Raw genomic sequence first — 18,808 nt, forward strand, 5'->3', positions numbered from 1 at the left:
GGTGGAACATGCGAAAGGGGCGCCTGTGAGGCGCCCTCCGCGGGATCAGCCGAAGACGTACTTGATGACCCGCGCGAAACCGAAGTCAATCACGGTAACGAGACCGATCATGACGACCACGAACACGATCACCACGGCCGTGTAGGTCGTCAGCTGGCTGCGAGTGGGCCAGACGACCTTGCGCAGCTCGGCAACGATCTGGCGGTAGAACAGCGCGAGCCGGCCCAGAGGGCCCTTCTTGCCGCGCTTGCCGCCCTTCCGGGTCTTCTTCTTCGACTCGGGAGCCTCATCATCGGCATCAGGCATGTCGATGGAGCCCACGGCGTCCGTCACGCTACTCACCTGATTCCGGGTCGTGGCCGTGCCGCGCCCGGTGGAGCCGCACGGCGATGCATTGAAGTACGTACATGCGCACACATCCTGGCGAAGGAGTGTGTAGCAGGGCCGGAGGGACTTGAACCCCCAACCGCTGGTTTTGGAGACCAGTGCTCTACCAATTGAGCTACGACCCTTTGTGGTTTCCACCAACCTACCGCATCTTCCCCGGTGGGCCGGGTGCAAAAACGGTGCGGCTGATGAAGGCCAACGACAGGTGAGTGTACGTGCTCAGGGGCGTCGCGTCGAACAGACAACTACCGACCGGTCCTGTCCGGATGCTGTCCGACTCCTGTCCGGTCCCTGAAACCCCTGTGCCGACGGCATTTCCGGTCTGCGAGCATGGGGGCATGAGCGCTGCAACTTCTCCGTCCGAGCGCCGGGTTTCGGCCCGCATCGGTGCGATCTCCGAGTCCGCCACCCTCGCCGTCGACGCCAAGGCCAAGGCCCTCAAGGCCGCTGGGCGTCCGGTGATCGGCTTCGGCGCCGGTGAGCCCGACTTCCCGACCCCCGGTTACATCGTCGACGCCGCGATCGAGGCCTGCTCCAACCCGAAGTACCACCGCTACACCCCGGCGGGCGGGCTCCCCGAGCTCAAGGCCGCCATCGCAGAGAAGACGCTGCGCGACTCCGGCTACGAGGTCGAGCCGTCCCAGGTCCTGGTGACCAACGGTGGCAAGCAGGCCATCTACGAGGCCTTCGCCGCGATCCTCGACCCGGGCGACGAGGTCATCGTCCCCGCCCCGTACTGGACCACCTACCCCGAGTCCATCCGCCTGGCGGGCGGCGTCCCGGTCGAGGTCGTGGCCGACGAGACCACCGGCTACCGGGTCTCCGTCGAGCAGCTCGAAGCGGCACGCACCGAGCGCACGAAGGTCGTCCTGTTCGTCTCGCCCTCCAACCCGACGGGCGCCGTCTACAACAGGGCCGACACCGAGGCGATCGGCCGCTGGGCCGTCGAGCACGGCCTGTGGGTGCTGACCGACGAGATCTACGAGCACCTGGTCTACGGCGACGCGGAGTTCACCTCGCTCCCCGCGCTCGTGCCCGAGCTGCGCGACAAGTGCATCGTGGTCAACGGAGTCGCCAAGACCTACGCGATGACCGGCTGGCGGGTGGGCTGGATCGTCGGCCCGAAGGACGTCGTCAAGGCCGCGACCAACCTGCAGTCGCACGCCACGTCCAACGTCAGCAACGTCGCCCAGGTCGCCGCGCTGGCCGCGGTCTCCGGCCCGCTGGACGCGGTCGCCGAGATGCGGACCGCCTTCGACCGCCGCCGGCGGACGATCGTGCGCATGCTCAACGAGATCGACGGCGTGCTCTGCCCCGAGCCCGAGGGCGCGTTCTACGCGTACCCGTCGGTGAAGGGGCTGCTCGGCAAGGAGATCCGGGGCAGGCGTCCGGCCGACTCGGCCGAGCTCGCCGCCCTCATCCTGGACGAGGCCGAGGTCGCCGTCGTACCGGGTGAGGCCTTCGGAACTCCGGGCTACCTGCGCCTGTCGTACGCGCTGGGCGACGACGACCTCGTCGAGGGCGTCTCGCGGCTCCAGAAGCTGCTGGGCGAGGCCCGCGACTGACCCGCGTACCTCCGAACGAAGAAGTGGCCCCCGGCTCCGGCTCGGGGGCCACTTCTTTGTTCGAGCACCAACTCAGGAGGGAATCCGGCTACCGCGACACCCCTCATGTGCGGCAAGATCCTTCAATGGAGCGTGACGTAAGGCTGTTGCCCAAGGCCCACCTGCACCTGCACTTCACCGGGTCGATGCGGCCGACGACCCTGCTCGAACTCGCGGACAAGTACGGGGTGCACCTCCCCGAGGCGCTCACCAGCGGCGAGCCGCCCAGACTGCGGGCGACCGACGAGCGCGGCTGGTTCCGCTTCCAGCGCCTCTACGACATCGCACGGTCCTGCCTGCGCTCCCCCGAGGACATCCAGCGGCTCGTGCGCGAGGCGGCCATGGAGGACGTGGCGGACGGCTGCGGGTGGCTGGAGATCCAGGTCGACCCCACCTCGTACGCCCCACTGCTCGGCGGGCTCATCCCGGCCATCGAGATCATCCTGGACGCCGTGGACAGCGCGGCCCGCGATACCGGGCTCGGTATCCGGGTCGTCATCGCGGCGAACCGGATGAAGCATCCGCTGGACGCCCGGACGCTGGCCCGCCTCGCCGTGCGGTACGCGGACCGGGGCGTCGTCGGCTTCGGGCTCTCCAACGACGAGCGCCGCGGCATGGCCCGCGACTTCGACCGCGCGTTCGCCATCGCCCGCGAGGGCGGCCTCCTCGCCGCCCCGCACGGCGGCGAGCTCTCCGGGCCCTCCAGCGTCCGGGACTGCCTGGACGACCTCGACGCGTCCCGGATCGGGCACGGCGTGCGGGCGGCCGAGGATCCCCGGCTGCTGCGCAAGCTCGCGGAGCGCGGGGTGACCTGCGAGGTCTGCCCGGCGTCCAATGTGGCGCTGGGCGTCTACGAGAAGCCCGCGGACGTACCCCTGCGCACTCTGTTCGACGCGGGGGTCCCGATGGCGCTCGGAGCGGACGACCCGCTGCTGTTCGGTTCGCGGCTGGCTGCCCAGTACGACCTCGTACGGCGCCACCACGCCTTCACCGACGAGGAGCTGGCCGAGCTGGCGCGGCAGTCCGTACGCGGGTCGGCGGCACCTGTCGAGGTCCGGGAGAAGCTGCTGGCCGGGGTCGACGGGTGGCTGGCTAGCTGATTCCGGCCAGCAGGGTGCGGGCGATGGAAGCGGCGAACTCGTCCAGTGGCTGAGGGGGCCTGCCCTCGGGTGCCATCTCGTAGGCGAAGGCGCGCTGGGCGCAGGCGCCCAGCAGCAGGGACGCGGCGGCGTAGGTGTCGGCGTCCGTGCGGATGCGGCCGGCTCGCTGTTCGGCGCGCAGGTAGGCGTCGAGTCCCTGGATCGGCTTGTGCGGTCCGGTGCCCATCTCGCGCATCGCCGCCCGGTGGCGGCGCTGGAGCTGGGGCTCGGCGTAGAGCGACGCGGCCATCGGGAAGGTCTGCTGGTAGAAGAGCGCGGCCCGGCGGGCGATCTCGGTGAGGTTCTGCTCGATGTCGCCCTCCCCCGGCTCCAGATGGCTGAGGAGCGCCCCGAGCCCGGGCAGCCGTTCGCCGAGCACGGTCACGAAGAGCTCTTCCTTGCTGGCGAAGTACTTGTACAGCGCCGCCTCGGAGCAGCCGGCCGCCTTCGCGATCTCCTTCGTCGTCGTCCGCGCGAGACCCAGGCCGAGCATGAGCTCGTGAGCCGCGTCGACGATTCGGACGCGGGCGGGTTTCTGCTCCATGCGTGCTCCCGACAGCCTTGACGAGTGGGTGAGTGTCCACTCACTCTAGAGGTTAGTGAACACTCACCCACTCGGAGAGGGCGTGCACGATGAGGCTCACAGTGTTCGGTGCGACGGGGGCCGTCGGCCAGGAGATCGTGGGGCAGGCGCTCGGGGCGGGGCACGAGGTGACGGCGGTGGTCCGCGATCCCGCCCGGCTCCCTCAGGGGTTGGCCTGGTCCGGTCTTCACGCGGTGGTGCGACTCGGCGACGAGGAGGCCGTGCGCGCGGCGGTGGCGGGGCGGGACGCGGTGCTGTCCGGGCTCGGTTCGCGCGGGCGGAAGTCGGGCGATGTCGCGGAGAGGCTCACCGGGCAGGTCCTGCGCGCGATGGAGGCCACGGGGGTGCGCCGGCTGCTGGTCGTGAGCGCGGCCCCGGTCGGGCCGGAGGCGGCGGACGAACCCCTGCCGGACCGTCTGATGCGCAGGGCGATCGGCGCGGTGCTCAAGGAGCTGTACGCGGATCTGACGCGGATGGAGGCCGCGCTGGCCCGGAGCGCCACGGACTGGACGTCCGTGCGGCCGCCGAAGCTGACGAACGGCCCACGGACAGGCGTGTACCGGACGGTCGTCGGCGGCACCCCGCGCAGCGGCCGGTCCCTCTCACGGGCCGATGTGGCACATGCGATGCTCGCGCTGATCGATGACCCGGCGGCCGTGAAGCAGGGTGTGGGCGTCGCCTACTGAGGGCCGGCCCGCGGGTCTCCCGGACTCCTGCCGCAGGCCCGCCCCGACCCGACGACGGGCCTCGGCTACAGGCTGACGCCGACCGTGACCGGTTCGTTGACGAGCGTGACTCCGAAGGCCTCGTGGACCCCGGCGACGACCTCGCGGGCCAGGGCCAGCAGGTCCTCGGTCGTCGCGCCGCCCCGGTTGGTGAGGGCGAGCGTGTGCTTGGTGGAGATACGGGCCGGGCCCGTGCCGTAGCCCTTGGTGAAGCCCGCCTTGTCGATGAGCCAGGCCGCGGACGTCTTCACGCGGCCCTCGCCCGCGGGGAAGGCCGGAGGCGTGACGTCCGCGCCCAGCCGCTCCTCGGCGCGGGCGAGGAAGGCGGCGTGCTGCGCCTCGTCGAGGATCGGGTTGGTGAAGAAGGACCCAGCCGACCAGGTGTCGTGGTCCTCCGGGTCGAGGACCATGCCCTTGCCCGCCCTCAGCTTCAGGACCGTTTCACGGGCGGCCGCGGCGGGAACGCGATCACCCTGCTCGACGCCCATGGCACGGGCCGTCTCGGGGTAGCGCAGGGGTGCAGACTGCCCGCCCGCGTCCTCCAGCTCGAAACGGACACGGAGCACGACGAAGCGGTCGGGCTCGGCCTTGAAGCGGCTGTGCCGGTACGAGAAGGCGCACGCAGCGTTCGGGACGGTGACCGTCTCCCGGGTGGACCGGTCGTAGGCGACGACCTCGGTGATGACCGAGGACACCTCCTGCCCGTACGCACCGACGTTCTGGATCGGTGTCGCCCCGGCGGATCCGGGGATCCCGGCGAGGCACTCGATGCCTGCCAGGCCGGCCTCGACGGTGCGGGCCACGGCGTCGGTCCAGACCTCGCCGGCCGCCAGTTCCAGCGTCGTGCCCGAGAGCTCGAAGCCCTTGGTCGCGATGCGCAGGGCTGTTCCGTCGAAGCCCTTGTCGCCGATGACCAGGTTGGAGCCGCCGCCGATGACCAGGAGCGGGGTGCCGCTCTCGTCGGCCTCGCGCACGGCGGCGACCACCTCGGCGTCGGTGGTGGCCGTCAGAAGGCGGCCGGCGGGGCCGCCGAGCCGGAAGGTGGTCAGGGGGGCGAGGGGGGCATCGTGGAGTTCCTGCACGGGGACAAGAGTACGGTCCGCGGCCCCACCGCTCGGGCGGGGCCACGGACCGTACGCGCAGGGCCGCAGGTCGGGCCGCGGCAGGAGTCCGGCGCGCGCCGGACCCGTACCTCAGGCCAGCCGGACCACGGCGCGGGACATGCCCAGCACCTTCTTGCCGTCGCTCATCGCCGTGAGGTCCACCCGCACCAGGTTGTCGTCCAGCTTCGCGCCGACCTTGCCGCTGACCTCGACGGACGCACCCGTGTCGTCGTTCGGCACGACGACGGGCTTGGTGAACCGCACCCCGTACTCGACGACCGCGCCCGGGTCACCCGTCCAGTCCGTGACCACCCGGACCGCCTCGGCCATGGTGAACATGCCGTGCGCGATCACGTCCGGAAGCCCGACCTCGCGCGCGAACTTCTCGTTCCAGTGGATCGGGTTGAAGTCACCCGACGCGCCCGCGTACTGCACGAGCATCGCCCGGGTCACCGGAAACGACTGCGCCGGCAGCTCCGTACCGACCTCGACCGCCTCGTACGCAATCCTCGCCGTCATCACGCCTCCTCGGCGGCACGCGCCACCAGCTTCGTCCACGCGGTCACGACGTGCTCACCGCTCTCGTCGTGCACCTCGCCGCGGATGTCCACGATGTCGTTGCCCGCCATCGACTTGACCGCCTCGATCGTCGAGGTGACCGTCAGCCGGTCCCCCGCCCGCACCGGACGCACGTACGCGAACTTCTGGTCGCCGTGCACCACACGGCTGTAGTCCAGGCCGAGCTGCGGGTCCTGGACCACCTGGCCGGCGGCCTTGAACGTGATCGAGAAGACGAACGTGGGCGGAGCGATCACATCCGAATGGCCGAGGGCCTTTGCGGCCTCGGGATCCACGTACGCAGGATTGGTGTCACCCACCGCCTCCGCGAACTCCCGGATCTTCTCCCGGCCGACCTCGTACGCCGGGGTGGGCGGATAGGTCCGCCCCACGAAGGACTGGTCGAGCGCCATGAGCTCGCTACCTCCTGATGAAAGTCGAATTGGGCGAAGTACAACCCATACAACGACACGAGGCCGCCCCCAATGGGGACGGCCTCGTGTACGAGCCTGTTTTCAGCGCGTTTCGCGGTGCGCAGTGTGCGAGTTGCAGCGCGGGCAGTGCTTCTTCATCTCAAGACGGTCCGGGTTGTTACGCCGGTTCTTCTTGGTGATGTAGTTCCGCTCCTTGCACTCCACGCAGGCCAGCGTGATCTTCGGGCGGACGTCGGTGGCAGCCACGTGAGTGCTCCTTGGACGGACGATGGACGGATGAACGCAAAAAAGAGTAGCCGATCGAAGGACCGACCCCACAATCGGCTACCGTTAGTAGCGGTGACCGGACTTGAACCGGTGACACAGCGATTATGAGCCGCTTGCTCTACCGACTGAGCTACACCGCTTTGATGACGAGTTCCCCCGCCGAAGCGGAGTCACCCGATCACCAGAGCCCCAATGCGGAATCGAACCGCAGACCTTCTCCTTACCATGGAGACGCTCTACCGACTGAGCTATTGGGGCGAGCGAGGAAGACATTACACGGTCCCTCGCCGATCGCCCAAATCCGTTTCGTCCGCCCACCGCCGGACCTTGATCGGCCCCCCGGCCACCCCTCCTCCGGACCCCCTGATCAGGCCCTTGATCAGGGGCGAATCGGGGGCTGATCAGCGGCTGACGAGGTTTTGACGGGCAGCGGTCCGGGGGCTGTGCCGCCGCCTCGCACGGGCCGGAAGTCCCGGTGGACCCACCCGCCCCGCGTACGCCGCCGAGCCACAGCGGTACGACTATTCGGCTCCTCCTCGAAGCACACCCGGCACCCCCATAGGCTCGGCCCACTCTGCGTGATCATGTCTCCCCCTGGAGTGCGATGCCCCACAGTGAGCCGCACCGGCCGGACAGCGACGCGGCGGGCCCCGGAGCCACCCCCGGCGCGACCGCGCTCCTCCTCAGCGGCGCCCGGCTCACCGACGGGCGCACCGTCGACGTGAGGATCCGCGGCCACCGCATCGAGGCCGTGGCCGCGGCAGGCACCCTCACCGCACACGGAACGCGCCTGGACCTGCGCGGCCACCTCCTGCTCCCCGCCCCGGCCGATCCCCACGCACACAGCGACACGGCACTCACCGCCGACAGCCCCGGCCCCCCGCCGCACCCCGTCGAGGACATCCGGCGCCGCACCACCGAAGCCGCCCTGATCCAGCTCAGCCAGGGCGCCACCGCCCTGCGCAGCCACGTACACATCGGGAACGGACAGGGCCTCGCACCCCTCGAAGCCGTCCTCCGGGCCCGCCGCTCCCTGCGGGGGCTCGCCGAGATCGTCGCCGTCGCCGTACCCGGGCTCCTCACGGGCACCGCGGGCGCGGACAACCTCGCCATGCTCCGCGACGCCATGGACATGGGCGCGGGCGTCGTCGGCGGCCGCCCTGGCCTGGACCCCGACCCGGACGGCTACACAGAGACGGTCCTGGACATCGCCGCCGCGCACGACCGTCCCGTCGACCTCCACACCGACGGTGACGACCCCGTCCGGCTCGCCCGCCTCGCCGCCATGGCCCAGGGACTGCGCCCCGGCGTCACCATCGGCCCCTGCGCGGCCCTCTCCCGGCTCCCCGCCGAAGCCGCCGCCCGCACGGCCGACCGGCTCGCCTCCAGCGGCGTAGCGGTGGTCTGCCTCCCCCAGGGCAGATGCCCGGACGCCGAACACCGCGGAACCCCGCCCGTGTCCCTGCTGCGCTCCGCGGGGGTACGTGTCGCCGCGGGCAGCGGGGCCCTTCGGGACGCCGCGAACCCCGTCGGCCGCGGTGACCCCCTGGAGGCGGCCTACCTCCTCGCCTCGCAGGACGGCCTGAGCGCCGAGCACGCGTACGACGCCGTCTCCACCGTCGCCAGGTCGGCCATGGGTCTGCCGGCCGTACGGATCGAAGCCGGCTTCCCGGCCGAACTGCTCGCCGTACGCGGAGACGGACTCTCCGGGGTGCTCTCCCTCGCGTACAGCCGGATCGTGGTGCACCGAGGACGCGTTGTCGCGCGGACCAGCGCGGTACGCGAGTACTGCGACTCCGATACCACCGCCCTGGGACTCCCCCGTCAGGGGCGCACCGATCCCGGCCCCGGCGGCGGAGCTTGAGCGCGAACGCGCGCTCCGGCGTACGGTCGTGAGCATGCGCATTGTCATTGCAGGCGGACATGGTCAGATCGCGCTGCGGCTGGAGCGGCTGCTCGCCGCGCGCGGAGACGAAGCGGTGGGCGTCATCCGCAACCCGAAACAGATCGAGGACCTCCGGGCCGCGGGAGCCGAACCCGTGGTCCTCGACCTCGAATCGGCCTCCGTCGAAGAGACCGCGGAGGTTCTGCGCGGGGCGGACGCGGTGGTCTTCGCCGCCGGTGCCGGCCCGAACAGCGGCGGCGAACGCAAGGACTCGGTGGACCGCGGTGCGGCGGTGCTCTTCGCGGACGCCGCGGAACAGGCGGGGGTACGCCGCTACGTCGTCGTCTCCTCCATGGGCGCCGACCCCGAGCACCCCGGCAACGAGGTGTTCGACGTCTACTTGCGCGCCAAGGGCGCCGCGGACGCCGACGTACGGTCCAGGGCCGCACTCGACTGGACGATCCTGCGCCCCGGGATGCTGACGAACGACGCCGGCACCGGCCAGGTGCTGCTCGCCGCCTCGACGGGCCGCGGCCCGGTCCCGCGTGACGATGTGGCAGCGGCTCTGCTGGAGTTGCTGGACACACCTGCGACTGCGGGCCTGACCCTGGAACTGATCTCCGGGAGCGTGCCGTTGACGGTCGCGGTGAAGGACATCGCCGGGAACTGATTCCCGCGATGTCCCTACGATGCCCCGGGAGCCGGGGAGTTGAGCACCTTCGTTCCCCTCAGCCGATCAGCTCCCGGATCTCGTGTTCGGACCAACGGCCTGCCACCCCTCGCGCGGAGGCGATGTAGGCAGCCACGGTTGCCGCGTCCCAGGCACCGGCCGCCGACAAGCCCGAGGCGATGAAGCGCACATAGTCGCGGGACGGCGGCACCGGGGTCACGTCGTCGGCGCTCCACGGGGCCGTGAAGGTGAGCACAGGGACCCTGTCCAGCAGGCCCGCGCAGATCAACGTCTCGTACCGGCCGCTCCCGATCCTGGCCACGCCCGAGGTGAGTACCTCGCCGAGGTCCAGGTCCTTCCCGGGCTCCCTGTACATCTCCTGGGCGGCGATGTCCGCGAACTGCGACGCCGAGACGAGGTGGGCCCGGGCACGGAGCAGCCCTTCGCCTTCCGGGTCGTAGAAGGCCCGCCCACCGCCCCAGACCGGCGACTCGGTGGCGAAGTAGAGGGCTCCCGCCAGTTCCACAGGAACGGACCGACGGGGTGGACGGGGGTCCCGGCAGCCCGGGTACGCCCTGCCGGCCCCCGGCGGCCTGCCGCCCTTGAGATAGCAGGCGAGCCGTTCCAGATGCATGTTGGAGCCGTAGGAGGCGTACCAGACGTGCTGCGGCGCGGTCTCCTGCATGGTCCCCGGCTCGATCCGGTGCACGCCAACCACAGCGCCTCCCTCAGGCCCATCCCGTTGTCACACTCGCACACGTGCGCAAACCCCGCCCGCCCCGTGGCGGTCGGGTGTGCCGGTGACTGATAGGTGAGACCGGAATAGAGTGGTAAAGGGTAGGAGAAGCGACATATGGGAGGCCGCCGTGAAGGCTCTCCGCTTTGTAGTCGAACCGGACGAGGGCAAGTCGATCTGGCTCGGGGGCATCGGGGTCGACTTCAGGATTTGGGCCGAGGAGACCGGGAACCAGTTCTCGATCGTCGAGCATCCGATCGAGCCCGGCCGTCTCGTACCGCCGCATGTGCACAGCCGTGAGGACGAGTTCTCATACGTCCTGCAGGGCCGGGTCGGTGCACGGGTGGGCGACCAGGAGGCCACGGCAGGTCCGGGCTCGTACATCCTCAAGCCACGAGGGATCCCGCACACCTTCTGGAACGCCGGGCCGGAACCGGCCAGGATCCTGGAGATACTCTCCCCCGCAGGTTTTGAGCGATTCTTCGATGAGATGGGCACCATCGCCGAGACGGCGGCCGACCCCGAGGAGTTCATCCGACAGCGCGCCGAACTGGCCGAGCAATACGGCCTCGAGTTCTCGGACGAGTGGGTAGCCGAACTGACCGACAGGTACCAACTCAAGCTCGTCGGTGAGTAACCGCACCGCAGAGTGCTCCGGCTGCACCCGGCACGCGACCAACCGCACCCGAAGACAGCACGAGGAGTGCACGACGCCGTACGGGCTGAACCCGTTGCGGCGTCGGACGAGACGGCCGGCCTGCCTGCCTGTACGAGGGCGCCCGCGCTGCCGCACAGACGCAGGAGCGGCCCACAGCCGGATCGACGTGGCGCGCCGCGGGGTGGAACGGGCCGGAGTGTTCCCGTCCCCCCGGGGGGGGACGACTGGGGGACACACCCTGATCGGGGATGGGATTCGGGTGAGACAGCGTGGGATACGGGGGTCGATCGGCACCCTCGGGGTCCCACGTCCACACATGCAGAAACCCCGCCTGACCTGTGGTTAAGCAGGTCAGACGGGGTTTCCCGTCCTGTGGCGGCGCCAGGGTTCGAACCTGGGTAGGCTGAGCCGGCAGATTTACAGTCTGCTCCCTTTGGCCACTCGGGCACACCGCCTGGAACGACGCGTCGGGGGCCCGTCTTGGGGCTCCTTGGCGACGACGTAAACGATACCCGATGACCAGGGGTGCTCCGCCACCTGATTGATCAGTGCTCGCGGCGTGCGGGGATGGCTAGGCTTTGTGCCGTACCCACCGCATACGAACGCAAGGAGCCACACGTCATGGCCGACTCCAGTTTCGACATCGTCTCGAAGGTCGAGCGGCAGGAGGTCGACAACGCCCTCAACCAGGCCGCCAAGGAGATCTCCCAGCGTTACGACTTCAAGGGCACGGGTGCATCGATCTCGTGGTCCGGCGAGAAGATCCTGATGGAGGCGAACGGCGAGGAGCGGGTCAAGGCGATCCTCGACATCTTCCAGTCCAAGCTGATCAAGCGCGGGATCTCGCTGAAGTCGCTGGACGCGGGAGAGCCTCAGCTCTCCGGCAAGGAGTACAAGATCTTCGCCACCATCGAGGAGGGCATCTCCCAGGAGAACGCCAAGAAGGTGGCGAAGATCATCCGCGACGAGGGTCCGAAGGGCGTCAAGGCGCTCGTCCAGGGCGACGAGCTGCGGGTCAGCTCGAAGAGCCGGGACGACCTGCAGACCGTGCAGGCGCTGATCAAGGGCAAGGACCTCGACTTCGCGGTGCAGTTCGCCAATTACCGGTAGGCGGTTCGCCGCTGTGTGCGGCCGTTCATGTGCGGGGCGGGTCGTGCCGGTCGGTGCGGGTCGCCCCGCCGTCGTACGTGATGTCCGAATACCGCCGGTCGTGGCGCGGCGCGGGTCGCAGACTCGTGGGTACGGGATGTGATCGGGCCGCTTGAGCGGTCCGCCGGGCAGGGAGTGTGACGAGTCATGGCAACGGTGTACGCGAGGGTGGGCAGCCCGCTGGGTGAGCTGCTGCTGGTCGGCGAGGAGCGGGCCGGTTCGGCGGACGGTGTGGCACTTGTATCGCTGTCCCTGCCCGGCCAGAAGGGTGCCGCTGTCGTGGAGGACGGATGGCGGCACGCGCCGGAGCTGTTCGGTGGTGTCGCCGGGCAGTTGGCGGCCTACTTCGAGGGGCGGCTGACCCGGTTCGACATTCCGTACGCGGACGGTGCGGGCACGGAGTTCCAGCGGCGGGTGTGGAAGGCCCTGGATGCCATTCCGTACGGGGTGACGGTGTCGTACGGGCAGATCGCGGAGCAGGTGGGGTCCGCGGGGGCCGGGGTGCGGGCTGTCGGGACGGCGATCGGGCGCAATCCGCTGCTGGTCGTGCGGCCGTGCCACCGGGTGATCGGTGCGGACGGGACCTTGCGTGGCTACGCGGGCGGTGTGGAGCGCAAGGAACAGCTGCTGGGGCTGGAGGGTGCCCTGGCGGTGGGGCGCTGAGGGCGGCGGGCCGGGTGGTGCCGGACGCAGTTCCGCCGTCGCAGGACGGGCTCTTCCCGAGACCGCGCAGGGAGGTCGCTCCGGGGGCGGTGCATGTTCCGGGGTGGTTGTCGCCGGAGCGGCAGCGGGAGTTGGTGGCAGCGTGCCGGGAATGGGCGCGGGGGCCCGTGCCGTTGCGGCGCACCGTGCTGCCGGGTGGTGGCGTGATGTCGGTGCGGACGGTGTGCCTGGGGTGGCACTGGCAGCCGTACCGGTACACGCGTACGGCGGACGACGTGAACGGGGCGCGGGTCGCGGCGTTCCCGCAGTGGCTGGTGGAGTTGGGGCGGGCGGCCGTGGCGGAGGCGTACGGGGATGCGGGGCGGGCCCTGGCGTACGCGCCGGATGCGGCGTTGGTCAATTTCTATGACGGCGCGGCGACCATGGGGATGCATCAGGACAGGGAGGAGCGGTCCGAGGCTCCTGTGGTGTCGCTGAGTCTCGGCGATTCCTGTGTGTTCCGCTTCGGGAACACGGAGGACCGGGGGCGTCCCTACACGGATGTGGAGTTGGTCTCCGGCGACCTGTTCGTGTTCGGCGGTCCGTCGCGCTACGCGTTCCACGGGGTGCCGCGGGTGTTCGAGGGTTCGGCCGGTCCCGCGTCGGGGATGCGGGCCGGCCGGCTCAATCTGACGTTGCGCGAGACCGGGTTGGGCGAGCGGCCGGCGGCGTAGCTCAGCGGCGGTCGCGCGAGTTGCCGAACAGCAGCCGGTAGGCGATGAGCAGCACGAGAGACCCGGCGACGGCGGCGATCCATGTCGCGGTGTCGTAGAAGTCCGTGCTGATGGGGCGGTCGAGGAAGCGGGAGGAGAGCCAGCCGCCGAGGAAGGCCCCCACGATTCCTATGAGGGTCGTGCCGATGATGCCGCCCGGGTCCCGGCCGGGGAGCAGGAGCTTGGCTATGGCGCCGGCCAGGAGTCCGAGGATGATCCAACTGATGATGCTCATGTTCGCGAACCTACCCGTCACGTCGTCGTACAAGCCAGGACGGATGTCGGGCGGGTGCGGTTGCGGTACGGGGCGCCGGTCTACCTCGACGCGAAGGGCTCGTCGGTGCGGACGATCTCCTTGCCGAAGGGCATCAGGGACACCGGGATGAGCTTGAAGTTCGCGATGCCCAGGGGGATGCCGATGATCGTGATGCACAGGGCGATGCCGGTGAAGATGTGGCCGAGTGCGAGCCACCAGCCGGCCAGGATCACCCAGAGGACGTTCCCGATGAACGAGCCTCCTCCGGCGTCGTGACGGTCGACGACCATGTAGCCGAAGGGCCAGAGGGCGTAGACGCCGATGCGGAACGCGGCCACGCCGAAGGGGATGCCGATGATCGTGATGCAGAGCAGGAGTCCCGCGACGATGTAGCCGAGGAACATCCAGAAGCCGCACAGGATCAGCCATATGACGTTCAGGATTGTTTTCACGGTCGGTAACCTGCCATCTGCTCGAGTCGGGCGATGCGTTCCGCCATGGGCGGGTGGGTGGAGAACATCTTGGACATGCCCTGGCCTGGTCGGAACGGGTTCGCGATCATCATGTGGCTCGCCGTTTCGATCCTGGGTTCGGGCGGCAGCGGAAGCTGTTTGGTGCCGGCGTCGAGCTTGCGCAGGGCGCCGGCGAGGGCGAGCGGGTCGCCGGTGAGCTGAGCCCCGGCGGCGTCCGCCTCGTATTCGCGGGAGCGGCTCACGGCGAGCTGGATGACGGTGGCGGCGAGCGGGCCGAGGATCATGACCAGGAGCATGCCGAAGATGCCGGGGCCTTCGTCGTCGTTGGACCGGCCCACGGGGATCAGCCACGCGAAGTTGACCAGGAACATGACGACGGAGGCGAGGGCGCCCGCGACGGACGAGATGAGGATGTCGCGGTTGTAGACGTGGCTGAGCTCGTGGCCGAGGACGCCGCGCAGCTCGCGTTCGTCGAGGATCTGGAGAATGCCCTCGGTGCAGCAGACCGCGGCGTTGCGCGGGTTGCGGCCGGTGGCGAAGGCGTTGGGTGCCTGTGTCGGGGAGATGTAGAGCCGGGGCATGGGCTGACGGGCTGCGGTCGAGAGCTCGCGGACGGTGCGGTACAGCTGTGGTGCTTCGAACTCGCTGACGGGCCGGGCACGCATGGCGCGCAGGGCGAGCTTGTCGCTGTTCCAGTACGCGTACGCGTTGGTGGCGAGCGCGACGAGGAGGGCCACGATCAGGCCGATACGTCCGAAGAGGCTGCCGATGACGATGATGAGTGCGGACAGGCCCCCGAGGAGTACGGCGGTTTTCAGCCCGTTGTGCCGGCGGTGCACGGTACGCCCTCCAAGTGGTGCAGCAGGGGAACCCTTGCTTGGTGGTGCTCCACTCCCCAGTGGAGCCTCCCGTACTGGTCAACGCGAGGCGAGGAGAGCTAGTTCCCTTGTGCGTGGGGCCGCAGGCAAAGGCCGAAGGGGCGGATCCGGGTGGATCCGCCCCTGGGCCGTACGGGTGGTGGGGTGCGTTTCGGCGGCCTGTGGGGCTGCCGGTGTGCTGCCGCTGCCTCGCCCTGTGGAGGGCGGAGGGGGTCAGCGCTGTGCGGGGAGGCCGGCGAGTGCGCGTGCCTGGGAGTCCGGCTCGACGTCGCTGGTGCAGTGGGCGCAGCGGCTGGCGACGGCGGGGATCTCGGTGAAGCAGCGGGGGCAGTCGCGGAGGGCGGCCTTGATGTCGGCCTTCGCTTCCTCTTCCTTGGCCGTGAAGCGGTTCTGGACCTTGGCCATGGGGACGACGACGAGGAAGTAGAGGACTGCGGCGGTGATGAGGAAGGCGATGGCGGCGCTGATGAAGAGGCCGTAGGGGAAGATCGCGCCTTCGACGGTGAAGGTGGCCTTGCTGAAGTCACCGGTTCCGCGGGTGAAGAGCCCGATGAGCGGCACGATGAAGGCGTTGCTGAAGCCCGTGACCACAGCGGTGAACGCGGCTCCGACGGCGAGGCCGATGGCCATGGAGATGACGTTCCCGCGCAGGATGAAGTCCTTGAACCCGTTCAGCACCGCTTTGGCTCCTCTTTGCTCTTTTCGTGGCGTTTGCAGGCAAGACCATGCCCTGTCCGGGGCTCCCCGGGCAAACCGATCTTGCGAGGGTCAGAAGAGGCTGACCGCGGCGAAGCGGAGGACGAGCTGGGGTGCCCCCGAGAGGGCGATGCCGGTCACTGCGGTCAGGACGATCGCGAGGGTGAGGGGGGCGGGGACGTGGTGGGTGCGGGGGGTGGCGGCCGGCTCGTCACCGGGTGTGGTCTCCGGTGTGCGGAAGAGCGCCGCGGTCCACTGGAGGTAGTAGTAGAGCGCGATCACCACGTTGACGGCCATCACGACGGCGAGCCAGCCCAGCCCCGCGTCCACGGCCGAGGAGAAGACGGTGACCTTGGCGAAGAGGCCGATGATCCCCGGGGGCAGGCCGGCCAGGCAGAGCAGGAAGAAGCCCATGGCGAGCGCGGCAAGGGGCCGGGTGGCGTACAGGCCGCGGTAGTCGCTGAGGCGGTTGCCGGGGTGGGTACGGGCGACGAGGGCGGCGACGGCGAATGCGCCGAGGTTCACGACGGCGTACATGAGGGCGTACGCGACGGTGGAGCCGATCTGTTCGTCGCTGGAGTACGCGGCGGCGGCGATCGGGACGAGCAGGTAGCCGGCCTGGCCGACGGACGACCAGGCGAGGAGGCGCACGGCGCTGCGGGCACGGGTCGCGGTCTGCCGGAGCGCGGCGACGTTGCCGACGGTCATGGTGAGGGCGGCGAGCACGGCGAGGGCGGGTCCCCACACGTCGGCGTAGGACGGGAAGCCGATGACCGTGACGAGGATGAGGCCGGAGAAGCCGACCGCCTTGCCGACGACCGAGAGGTACGCGGCGATCGGGAGGGGGGCTCCGACGTAGGTGTCGGGTACCCAGAAGTGGAAGGGTGCGGCGGCCGTCTTGAAGGCGAAACCGACGAGGGTGAGGACGACGCCCGCCTTGGCGAGGGTGTCGAACTGGCCGGGTACGTCGTCGAGGCGGTCGGCGATCTCCGTGAGGTGCAGGCTGCCGGTGGTCGCGTAGACGAAGCTGACGCCGAGGAGCATCACGGCGGTGGCGACGACGGAGGAGAGGAAGAACTTCAGCGCGGCTTCGGAGGAGCGCCGGTCGCCGCGCTTGATGCCGACGAGGGCGAAGGCGGGGAGCGAGGCGACTTCGAGGGCGACGACGAGGGTGGCGAGGTCGCGCGCTGCGGGCAGGAGTGCGGCGCCCGCCGCGGAGGACAGCAGAAGGAACCAGAACTCGCCGGCCGGCAGTTTGCGGGTGTCGCCGATCGAGAGCAGCGCGGTGAGCAGGGCTCCGCCGAGTACGAGGGCCTGGATGACGAGGGCGAAGTGGTCGGCGGTGTAGCTGCAGGCCTGGGTGCTCCCGGTGAGGCAGAAGGTGGAGCGGTCTCCGGCGCGCAGCGGGATGAGGAGGGCGAGCGCGGCGACGAGTCCGGCGACGGCTCCGTAGCCGAGGAGCGTCTTGTGTCGTTCGCTGACGAAGAGGTCGGCGACGAGGATGGCGAGGGCCACCACGGCGGCGACGACGGGCGGTGCGATCGCGAGCCAGTCGACGGACTGGACGAGGCTTGCCGCCCCGGTTGCGCTGTCGGCTGCCACGGTCACGACTTGCCTCCTGCGAGGAGCTTCTGCACGGCCGGGTCGGTGAGGCCGAGGAGGACGGCGGGCCAGAGTCCGGCGAGGACGGTGAGGGCGGCGAGCGGGGTCCAGGCGGCGAATTCGTAGCTCTGGATGTCGGCCACCGGGCGGAGCTCCTCGCGGTCCCCGCCCGTTTCGGGCGTCCCTCCCATGCAGACGCGGCGTACGACGATGAGCATGTACGCGGCCGTGAGCAGGGTGCCGAACGCGCCGATGGACATGAAGGTGAGGAAGGCGGGGCGGCTGAGGCCCGCGGCGGGGTCGAACGCGCCGAAGAGGGTGAGCATCTCGCCCCAGAATCCGGCGAGGCCGGGGAGGCCCAGCGAGGCGATCGCCGCGAAGGCGAGAAGGCCGCCGAGGCGGGGGGCCCGCCCGTAGAGAGCGGCTCCGGTGGCCCCGGCGAGCGTGTCGAGGTCCGCTGTGCCGTACCGGTCCTTGACGGCGCCGACGAGGAAGAACAGCAGTCCGGTGATCAGGCCGTGGGCGATGTTGGCGAAGAGCGCGCCGTTGACGCCGGTGGGGGTCATCGTCGCGATGCCGAGGAGTACGAAGCCCATGTGGCCCACGGAGGAGTAGGCGATGAGGCGCTTGAGGTCGCCCTTCGCGCCGGGGCGGGCGAGGGCGAGGCAGGCGAGGGATCCGTAGATGATTCCGACGACGGCGAACGCGGCGAGGTAGGGCGCGAAGGTCCGCATCCCGTCGGGCGTGACGGGGAGCAGGATCCGCACGAAGCCGTACGTCCCCATCTTCAGCATGACGCCGGCGAGGAGGACGGATCCGACGGTCGGCGCGGCGGTGTGGGCGTCGGGGAGCCAGCTGTGCAGCGGCCACATCGGGGTCTTCACCGCGAGGCCGATACCGATGGCGAGTACGGCGATGACCTGCACGGACGCGGTGAGACCACGGCCGTTGTCAGTGGCGAGTGCCACCATGTCGAAGGTGCCGCTCTTCAGTCCGATGAGGAGCAGCCCCAGCAGCATGAGCACGGAACCGAGCAGCGTGTAGAGGATGAACTTCCAGGCGGCGGGCTGCTTCCGGTCGCCGCCCCAGCGGGCGATGAGGAAGTACATCGGGACGAGGACCATCTCGAAGGCCAGGAAGAACAGCAGCAGGTCGAGGACGGCGAAGGTCGCGAGGGTGCCGGACTCGAGGACCAGGACGAGTGCGACGAAGGCCTTCGGGGAGGGGCCTGCGGGGAGCTTGAAGTAGCTGTAGAGCGCGCAGAGGAAGGTCAGCAGCGCGGTCAGTACGAGGAGGGGGAGCGAGATGCCGTCGGTGCCGAGGTGGATCCGGACGTCGAGTGCCGGGATCCAGCTGATGTCGGTGGTGGCCTGCATCTTCGACGGGTGGTCGTGGTCGAAGCCCGCTGCCAGGACGAGTGCGGCGACGAGGACGGCGCCGGTCACGGTCACGCCGTGGCGGAGCACGGCCTGGCCGGGGTTCCTGCCCTTGAGCCCGGGAGGGGCGGGCAGGAGCGCGGCGGCGGCACCGACGAGCGGGCCGACGACGATGAACGCCAGAAGGAACTGCATCACGGATGCGCTGATATCG

At 69.9% G+C, this 18,808-nt stretch carries 22 protein-coding genes and 4 tRNA genes; 9 read left to right on the forward strand and 17 right to left on the reverse strand.

Annotation, left to right across the window (positions count from 1 at the left end):
• Window positions 1–45: 45 nt before the first annotated feature.
• Both secE and ACFW9O_RS03835 read right to left on the reverse strand, forming a co-directional pair.
• A complete protein-coding gene (secE, locus tag ACFW9O_RS03830) occupies window positions 46–333 on the reverse strand; it encodes a preprotein translocase subunit SecE (RefSeq protein WP_329208312.1) in 288 nt (95 codons plus the stop codon).
• Window positions 334–439: 106 nt separating this feature from the next.
• Window positions 440–512 (reverse strand) — tRNA-Trp (locus ACFW9O_RS03835).
• A 213-nt stretch (window positions 513–725) separates the two neighbouring features.
• Here ACFW9O_RS03835 and ACFW9O_RS03840 point away from each other — a divergent pair.
• Both ACFW9O_RS03840 and ACFW9O_RS03845 read left to right on the forward strand, forming a co-directional pair.
• Window positions 726–1,952 carry a pyridoxal phosphate-dependent aminotransferase gene (locus ACFW9O_RS03840; protein ID WP_384604610.1) on the forward strand — a complete coding sequence of 409 codons (1,227 nt, stop codon included), beginning with the start codon at window positions 726–728 and terminating at the stop codon, window positions 1,950–1,952.
• A 125-nt stretch (window positions 1,953–2,077) separates the two neighbouring features.
• A complete protein-coding gene (locus ACFW9O_RS03845; RefSeq protein ID WP_384604613.1) occupies window positions 2,078–3,091 on the forward strand; it encodes an adenosine deaminase in 1,014 nt (337 codons plus the stop codon).
• Here ACFW9O_RS03845 and ACFW9O_RS03850 read toward each other — a convergent pair.
• Complete coding sequence (locus tag ACFW9O_RS03850) at window positions 3,084–3,674, reverse strand: TetR/AcrR family transcriptional regulator (RefSeq protein ID WP_384604616.1); 591 nt, start codon at window positions 3,672–3,674, stop codon at window positions 3,084–3,086. The genes ACFW9O_RS03845 and ACFW9O_RS03850 overlap by 8 nt on opposite strands.
• Window positions 3,675–3,763: 89 nt before the next feature.
• Here ACFW9O_RS03850 and ACFW9O_RS03855 point away from each other — a divergent pair, with 89 nt between their 5' ends.
• Window positions 3,764–4,399 carry an NAD(P)-dependent oxidoreductase gene (locus ACFW9O_RS03855; RefSeq protein WP_384604619.1) on the forward strand — a complete coding sequence of 212 codons (636 nt, stop codon included), beginning with the start codon at window positions 3,764–3,766 and terminating at the stop codon, window positions 4,397–4,399.
• A 65-nt stretch (window positions 4,400–4,464) separates the two neighbouring features.
• On the opposite strand, the gene ACFW9O_RS03860 is transcribed toward ACFW9O_RS03855, so the two are convergent.
• The 6 genes from ACFW9O_RS03860 to ACFW9O_RS03885 all read right to left on the reverse strand — a co-directional run bounded on the left by ACFW9O_RS03860 (window position 4,465) and on the right by ACFW9O_RS03885 (window position 7,058).
• Window positions 4,465–5,520, reverse strand: coding sequence for a UDP-N-acetylmuramate dehydrogenase (locus tag ACFW9O_RS03860; protein WP_384604622.1), 1,056 nt, complete (start codon window positions 5,518–5,520; stop codon window positions 4,465–4,467).
• Between the two features lie 111 nt (window positions 5,521–5,631).
• Window positions 5,632–6,060 carry a MaoC family dehydratase gene (locus ACFW9O_RS03865; RefSeq protein ID WP_351175753.1) on the reverse strand — a complete coding sequence of 143 codons (429 nt, stop codon included), beginning with the start codon at window positions 6,058–6,060 and terminating at the stop codon, window positions 5,632–5,634.
• A complete protein-coding gene (locus ACFW9O_RS03870; RefSeq protein ID WP_329208321.1) occupies window positions 6,060–6,512 on the reverse strand; it encodes a MaoC family dehydratase N-terminal domain-containing protein in 453 nt (150 codons plus the stop codon). The genes ACFW9O_RS03865 and ACFW9O_RS03870 overlap by 1 nt, the downstream gene beginning before the upstream one ends.
• 102 nt (window positions 6,513–6,614) lie before the next feature.
• Window positions 6,615–6,779: a 50S ribosomal protein L33 gene (gene rpmG, locus ACFW9O_RS03875; RefSeq protein ID WP_003956487.1), complete on the reverse strand. Its 165-nt coding sequence runs from the start codon at window positions 6,777–6,779 to the stop codon at window positions 6,615–6,617.
• A gap of 88 nt (window positions 6,780–6,867) precedes the next feature.
• Window positions 6,868–6,940, reverse strand: a tRNA-Met gene (locus ACFW9O_RS03880).
• Window positions 6,941–6,985: 45 nt separating this feature from the next.
• A tRNA-Thr gene (locus ACFW9O_RS03885) sits at window positions 6,986–7,058 on the reverse strand.
• 346 nt (window positions 7,059–7,404) lie between these two features.
• Between ACFW9O_RS03885 and ACFW9O_RS03890 the strand changes: the two genes are divergently transcribed.
• Both ACFW9O_RS03890 and ACFW9O_RS03895 read left to right on the forward strand, forming a co-directional pair.
• On the forward strand, window positions 7,405–8,664 hold the full coding sequence (locus ACFW9O_RS03890; protein WP_384604625.1) for an amidohydrolase family protein: 1,260 nt from the start codon (window positions 7,405–7,407) through the stop codon (window positions 8,662–8,664).
• A 34-nt stretch (window positions 8,665–8,698) separates the two neighbouring features.
• Entirely contained in the window at window positions 8,699–9,355 is a 657-nt protein-coding gene (locus ACFW9O_RS03895; RefSeq protein ID WP_384604628.1) for an SDR family oxidoreductase, read from the forward strand.
• A gap of 58 nt (window positions 9,356–9,413) precedes the next feature.
• Here ACFW9O_RS03895 and ACFW9O_RS03900 read toward each other — a convergent pair whose 3' ends face one another.
• The gene (locus ACFW9O_RS03900) at window positions 9,414–10,073 is read right to left on the reverse strand and encodes a histone deacetylase (RefSeq protein WP_384604630.1); all 660 of its coding nucleotides are present in this window, start codon (window positions 10,071–10,073) and stop codon (window positions 9,414–9,416) included.
• 148 nt (window positions 10,074–10,221) lie between these two features.
• Between ACFW9O_RS03900 and ACFW9O_RS03905 the strand changes: the two genes are divergently transcribed.
• Window positions 10,222–10,728, forward strand: a complete 507-nt coding sequence (locus ACFW9O_RS03905; protein WP_384604633.1) for a cupin domain-containing protein — start codon at window positions 10,222–10,224, stop codon at window positions 10,726–10,728.
• A 394-nt stretch (window positions 10,729–11,122) separates the two neighbouring features.
• On the opposite strand, the gene ACFW9O_RS03910 is transcribed toward ACFW9O_RS03905, so the two are convergent.
• Window positions 11,123–11,204, reverse strand: a tRNA-Tyr gene (locus tag ACFW9O_RS03910).
• A 166-nt stretch (window positions 11,205–11,370) separates the two neighbouring features.
• On the opposite strand from ACFW9O_RS03910, the gene ACFW9O_RS03915 reads away from it, so the two are divergent.
• The 3 genes from ACFW9O_RS03915 (at window position 11,371) to ACFW9O_RS03925 (ending at window position 13,274) form a co-directional block, all read left to right on the forward strand.
• Entirely contained in the window at window positions 11,371–11,859 is a 489-nt protein-coding gene (locus ACFW9O_RS03915; RefSeq protein ID WP_056796691.1) for a YajQ family cyclic di-GMP-binding protein, read from the forward strand.
• A gap of 186 nt (window positions 11,860–12,045) precedes the next feature.
• Window positions 12,046–12,561 carry a methylated-DNA--[protein]-cysteine S-methyltransferase gene (locus tag ACFW9O_RS03920; RefSeq protein WP_351175761.1) on the forward strand — a complete coding sequence of 172 codons (516 nt, stop codon included), beginning with the start codon at window positions 12,046–12,048 and terminating at the stop codon, window positions 12,559–12,561.
• A 17-nt stretch (window positions 12,562–12,578) separates the two neighbouring features.
• Window positions 12,579–13,274: an alpha-ketoglutarate-dependent dioxygenase AlkB family protein gene (locus ACFW9O_RS03925; RefSeq protein ID WP_384604638.1), complete on the forward strand. Its 696-nt coding sequence runs from the start codon at window positions 12,579–12,581 to the stop codon at window positions 13,272–13,274.
• A 1-nt stretch (window position 13,275) separates the two neighbouring features.
• Here the strand turns inward: ACFW9O_RS03925 and ACFW9O_RS03930 are convergent, their stop codons facing one another.
• The 6 genes from ACFW9O_RS03930 to ACFW9O_RS03955 all read right to left on the reverse strand — a co-directional run bounded on the left by ACFW9O_RS03930 (window position 13,276) and on the right by ACFW9O_RS03955 (window position 18,789).
• A complete protein-coding gene (locus ACFW9O_RS03930; protein ID WP_351175765.1) occupies window positions 13,276–13,548 on the reverse strand; it encodes a GlsB/YeaQ/YmgE family stress response membrane protein in 273 nt (90 codons plus the stop codon).
• Between the two features lie 80 nt (window positions 13,549–13,628).
• Window positions 13,629–14,021: a YccF domain-containing protein gene (locus ACFW9O_RS03935; RefSeq protein ID WP_329208376.1), complete on the reverse strand. Its 393-nt coding sequence runs from the start codon at window positions 14,019–14,021 to the stop codon at window positions 13,629–13,631.
• On the reverse strand, window positions 14,018–14,881 hold the full coding sequence (htpX, locus tag ACFW9O_RS03940; RefSeq protein WP_384604642.1) for a zinc metalloprotease HtpX: 864 nt from the start codon (window positions 14,879–14,881) through the stop codon (window positions 14,018–14,020). The genes ACFW9O_RS03935 and htpX overlap by 4 nt, the downstream gene beginning before the upstream one ends.
• A gap of 252 nt (window positions 14,882–15,133) precedes the next feature.
• A complete protein-coding gene (gene mscL / locus ACFW9O_RS03945) occupies window positions 15,134–15,598 on the reverse strand; it encodes a large conductance mechanosensitive channel protein MscL (RefSeq protein ID WP_384604645.1) in 465 nt (154 codons plus the stop codon).
• A gap of 90 nt (window positions 15,599–15,688) precedes the next feature.
• On the reverse strand, window positions 15,689–17,224 hold the full coding sequence (locus tag ACFW9O_RS03950) for an NADH-quinone oxidoreductase subunit N (protein WP_384604648.1): 1,536 nt from the start codon (window positions 17,222–17,224) through the stop codon (window positions 15,689–15,691).
• Window positions 17,221–18,789: an NADH-quinone oxidoreductase subunit M gene (locus tag ACFW9O_RS03955; protein ID WP_384605261.1), complete on the reverse strand. Its 1,569-nt coding sequence runs from the start codon at window positions 18,787–18,789 to the stop codon at window positions 17,221–17,223. Before ACFW9O_RS03955 ends, ACFW9O_RS03950 begins: the two co-directional genes overlap by 4 nt.
• Between the last annotated feature and the right edge of the window lie 19 nt (window positions 18,790–18,808).

This window comes from Streptomyces sp. NPDC059499, from assembly GCF_042749285.1.
Lineage (GTDB): Bacteria > Actinomycetota > Actinomycetes > Streptomycetales > Streptomycetaceae > Streptomyces.